Here is a 4,732-nt window from a genome sequence, read left to right as displayed (position 1 = left end):
GAAGATGGTATATAGTGTGCATTTCAAACAAAGATCTTTCTGTGCTTTTAGCGTCCGCTTCGTTTGGTGGAACGATCGCTGCTGTCCGCCATCTCGTGAGAAACAATATCGACGTCGGCGTCCTGTCAAGCCAACGCCTTGACGCTGCAGCCTGGTCACGTCACACGGCACGCGTCTATTCCGCGCCGCCGGAAAGCAAAGGCCAACCGTTTCTTGAACGGCTTGTGGCGATTGGTGCGGCCGATCACGGCAAGATCTTGTTGCCGACGTCGGACCAGACTGCCTGGATATACGCAAAAAACGCCGCACTTCTGGCTCGGTATTTTTGTATGTATCAACCGTCGACTGCGACCTTGCAGCGCATTCTTGACAAGAAGCTTCTCGCGGATGCTGCAATCAACGCCGGCCTCACCGTGTTGCCGAGTTGGAATCCACGAAACATCGATGATGTCGCGGAGTTGGCGCCAAACTTACCCTATCCTATCCTTATAAAGCCGCGCACTCATGTTCATCGCCTAAGGCACGATAAGGGGATAGTGGCCTACTCGAGCAGTGAACTGTTGAGAAAATATCAACTGTTTCTTGATCGCGAGCGGGTCCGGACGGCTGATACCCAATTTTGGGCTGATGCCCACTTGCCCATTCTGCAACAGTTTGTCCGTGTAGGAAGCGAGGGTGTGCATTCGGTGACAGGGTTCATCGATAGGACAGGAGAGCTGTTCGTTACCCGTAGCGCAACCAAGGTGTTGCAGCGATCCCAGCCCATGGGGGTTGGGCTCTGCTTTGAATCGCTGCCACCAGCCCCGGCGCTTTCAGATGCAGTTCGCCGCCTTTGTCGAGAGTTGGAATATTTTGGAATCTTCGAGGTTGAGTTTGTTTTGTTCGATGGCCGTTGGGCGGTTATCGACTTTAACCCGCGCCTGTTTAATCAAATCGGGATGGACATACGCCGAGGTATGCCACTTCCTTTCCTTGCGTGCCTTGGCGCTGCTGGTGACACTACTTCCTTGCGCGAAGCAGTCAGGAAGGCGCAAGTGCAGGAGAGTGAGCGAATTGTCTTTTGCGATAGATTTTCCGTGCGCGCGTTCCTTTTTGCTCAGACTATCACAAGGCGAATATCGCATGAGGATCGCGTGTATTGGCGTGCCTGGCTTCGAAAGAACGCAGCCGATGCGGTCGATTACGTCGCCGACCGCAGCGATCCAGTTCCTTCGTTAATCCATTCCCTCTCGCAAATCTATCTGGGCGTCAAAGCTTTACCGCGGTTCATGCGTTTGACAGCGCTAGACGCCGCTTGGATGCCACAGCAAGTCCAGGAACCGTCATGAGCCGGGTCGCCGTCGCGATCATCGGAGCCGGTCCCTATGGACTTTCGCTCGCCGCACATCTTTCGGCGCGTAAGGTAGGAAATCGCATTTTTGGACACCCGATGCGATTCTGGTCTGATATCTCCGAGGCCGGCGGCGAGCGCTATCTCAAATCCTTCTGTTTTGGGACCAATCTTTCTACACCGGCGCCGGGCTATTCCTTCGCTGATTATAATGGGCCCCGCGGACTTGAGACTTTCGAGCCATGCTCGATCGCGAATTTCACGGAGTACGGGCGTTGGTTTCAGCAACACAACGTGCCTTGGGTCGAGCCCGTCGAGGTCGAGAATGTCGATCGGCAGGGTGACGATTTTGTTATCTCTCTCTCTGATGGAGAACGATTCATCGCAGGTCGGGTAGTAGTTGCAACCGGGTTGTCAGGCTTTGCGTATGTTCCGCCCGTGCTCGCATCCCTGCCACCGGATCTTGCAGTCCATACGTCCGGGGTTACCAGCTTCGCTGCGTTCACAGGGCGCGACGTCGCGGTGATAGGGGCTGGTCAATCAGCTCTCGAAGCGGCTGCCTTATTGTGCGAAGCTGGCGCTCGGCCCCAACTCCTCGTACGGGAGAGCTCGGTTCGCTGGCATGATCGCTCCTCGCTCGAACCTAGTTTCTGGGAACGCCTGCGCTGGCCTATCTCAGGGCTGGGCCGCGGGCTAAAAGCCAAGGCGCTTACCCAATTTCCGGGCGCGATGCATCGAGTGCCCGCCAGATGGCGAACTCGGTTCGTTGAAGGCCACCTGCCAGCAGAGGGGGCATGGTGGCTCCGCCCCCGAGTTGAAACTCGGTTGCCGATCCATCTCGGAGCAACTGTCGTTAATGCGCGCGAAGTGTCCGGGCGTGTGGCGCTGCGCCTTGCAAGTGATGCAGGTGAACGTCGGCTGATGGTTGACCATGTCATCGCCGGTAGCGGATACGAGATCGATGTTGGACGTCTGACGTTCATCTCTGAGCATCTGCGGTGTGCCATCCAACGTCTCGGGCGGGCGCCAAAACTGAACGCCAGCTTCGAAACGTCGGTATCGGGACTTCACTTTGTCGGTCCCGCGTCCGCGATGAGCTTCGGGCCGCTCTTTCGCTTCGTGATAGGTGCCGAATACAGCGCGCGAGTTGTCTCGACCCGTCTGTCAGCGCGAGCCGGCCTTCTGGGCGGCCAACAGTGGGTGCACCGGCGCAGGGCGCGCGCGTCTCGCTCGGTGTGATCGTCATCGGCCACACCGGGTAGGGGGCTGCTTTGTCGGTGGCTAGGTCTGCCCAGCTGCTACCCATGCGGCAGCGCCACCACCCCGCAAACTTTCGGTTCGTCGCGGCTCGGCACGGCGGCGGACTACGCGCGTCGTAGATATCGATGTATCAGAGAACTCGAAATCACCGAGGCGTGGGGCTTCGATCCCGATAAGATCGCAACCCGCATATTCCATTCGAAGGCCACGTAAGATCTGTTACCCCGATAGACGGGATAAGGCCGCTAGAATACGTTCCATCCGGAAAATTTGCAACTTGCGGTAAATGCCACAAGTCCGTGACGCCTGGCAATCTGATCCGCTTGGTGGCGTTCAGCGTTACGCCGCCGAATTGGTCAAAGCAATGGACCGCTTGCTCGCGAGCGGCGCGAGGCTCCGCAAGGTTGTAGATATCGAGCGACTGTGACGGGAATCTGCCGTTGATGGAGAGTTTCAAAGCCGATCTTTTTTCTAAGCGGGTATTTCGCGCGAACGATGCCTCAAGAGTGGGCAATCGCGCCGAATATACGATCTATGAGGTGTAGCACATGTGACGCTATGATCCGAGCGTACTGGCAGGCGGATAGCATGCGACAATGCATGACGGATCATGTTTCCTACACATTTCGATGCGCTTACAGAGACCCGCTTGGTTTGATGATTGTCTTGGTCGTCATGTCCTTGCCTCTCATGTCTTGGTCTGGCATTGCTTCGCGGAATGAATGAGATGACAAGTTTTCGGCCAGTGATCGTGACCGGCGCCGCCGGCTTCATCGGAATGCATGTTTGTGAACGGCTGTTGGCACGTGGCGAACAGGTCGTTAGTATCGACTCGTTCACGCCATATTACGACCCGGCATTGAAACGTGCGCGACTCGAAACGCTCAAGCACCGTCCTGGCTTCGCTGCAGCTTCTACAAGATCGACCTCGCGGATTTTGCCGCGGTGACGCGCGTGTTCGACGAGGTCTCGCCCAATCGCGTCGTTCACCTCGCGGACCAGCCGGGAGTGCGGGCGTCGATCGACGACCCCATCATCAGCATCCGCGCCAATTGTGACGGCTTTGTCACCGTGCTCGAAGCCAGTCGGCGCCATAGTGTGGCATCTTGTCTACGCCTCGTCGAGCTCCGTATATGGCGCCAACCGTACCTTGCCGTACTCGACCGAGCATTCGGTGAATCATCCGGTCAGCCTTTAATGCCGCGAGTAAGAAGGCCAACGAGCTGATGGCGCATACGTTCGCGCATGTTCACGGACTGCCGGTGACCGGTCTCCGATTCTTCACGGTCTACGGTCCGTGGGGACGGCCCGACATGGCCGCCTATCTGTTCACGCGTGCGATCTTCGCCAATGAGCCGATCAAGATTTTCAATAATGGCAATATGTGGCGTGACTTCACCTATGTCGACGACATCGTCGAGGGGGTGATCCGCACGCTCGACCGGCCCGCGGTCCCGAATCCTGCGTGGAACGCCGAGCAGCCGGAATGCTCGACAAGTTACGCGCCGTATCGCGTCTACAACATCGGCAACAACAGGTCGGTCAATCTGATCGAATTCGTCGAGACGCTGGAAAAGATCATCGGTCAGCCCGCGATCCGCCAGCTTCTGCCGATGCAAGTCGGCGACGTCCTGGAGACACGCGCCGACATTTCGGCCTTGCAACGCGACGTCGGCTTCGCGCCTTCGACGCTGCTGGCCGACGGCTTGGGCCGCTTTGTCGAATGGTATCGACAGTATCACCTTGTATAACCCCTCACATGAGTAGCTCGCACGTGTCTCAAAAAATTATTCCCCTGATCATGTGCGGCGGTGCCGGCACGCGCCTGTGGCCCGCTTCGCGCGAGGTGCGTCMCAAGCAATTCCTGCCGCTGTTCGGCACGCGCTCGACCTTCCAGGACACGCTGCTGCGCGTGTCGGATCCCTCGCTGTTCGATCGTCCGATCGTCATCACCAATGCGTCCTATCGCTTCATGGTGCTGGAGCAGCTCGCCGAGATCGGCATCGAGGCCGACGTGATCCTCGAGCCGATGCGGCGCGATTCCGGCCCCGCGATCGCCGCGGGCGCGGTATTCGCGCAGAACCGCGCCAGTGACGCGATCGTGCTCGCGCTCGCCGCCGACCACGTGGTGCAGGACAACGC

The 4,732-nt window shown here is 58.0% G+C and carries 3 protein-coding genes and 1 pseudogene; all 4 read left to right on the top strand.

Features of this window, described 5'->3' with window-relative positions; all coding sequences use genetic code 11:
- On the top strand, window positions 1-1,328 hold a 1,328-nt coding region (locus AC1DW2_RS43390; protein WP_477009163.1), incomplete at its 5' end, for an ATP-grasp domain-containing protein.
- A complete protein-coding gene (locus tag AC1DW2_RS43385) occupies window positions 1,325-2,569 on the top strand; it encodes an NAD(P)-binding domain-containing protein (protein WP_477009162.1) in 1,245 nt (414 codons plus the stop codon). The genes AC1DW2_RS43390 and AC1DW2_RS43385, both read left to right, overlap by 4 nt.
- Window positions 2,570-3,317: 748 nt before the next feature.
- Window positions 3,318-4,341, top strand: a pseudogene (locus tag AC1DW2_RS43380) (NAD-dependent epimerase/dehydratase family protein).
- 23 nt (window positions 4,342-4,364) lie between these two features.
- Window positions 4,365-4,732: sugar phosphate nucleotidyltransferase (locus AC1DW2_RS43375; RefSeq protein WP_477009161.1), on the top strand; the 368-nt coding region annotated here is incomplete at its 3' end.

The sequence above is a fragment of the Bradyrhizobium sp. P3_C3 genome (assembly GCF_056402655.1).
The sequence above is the reverse complement of the archived record's forward strand: the minus strand, read 5'-3'. Positions and strand labels throughout refer to the sequence as shown.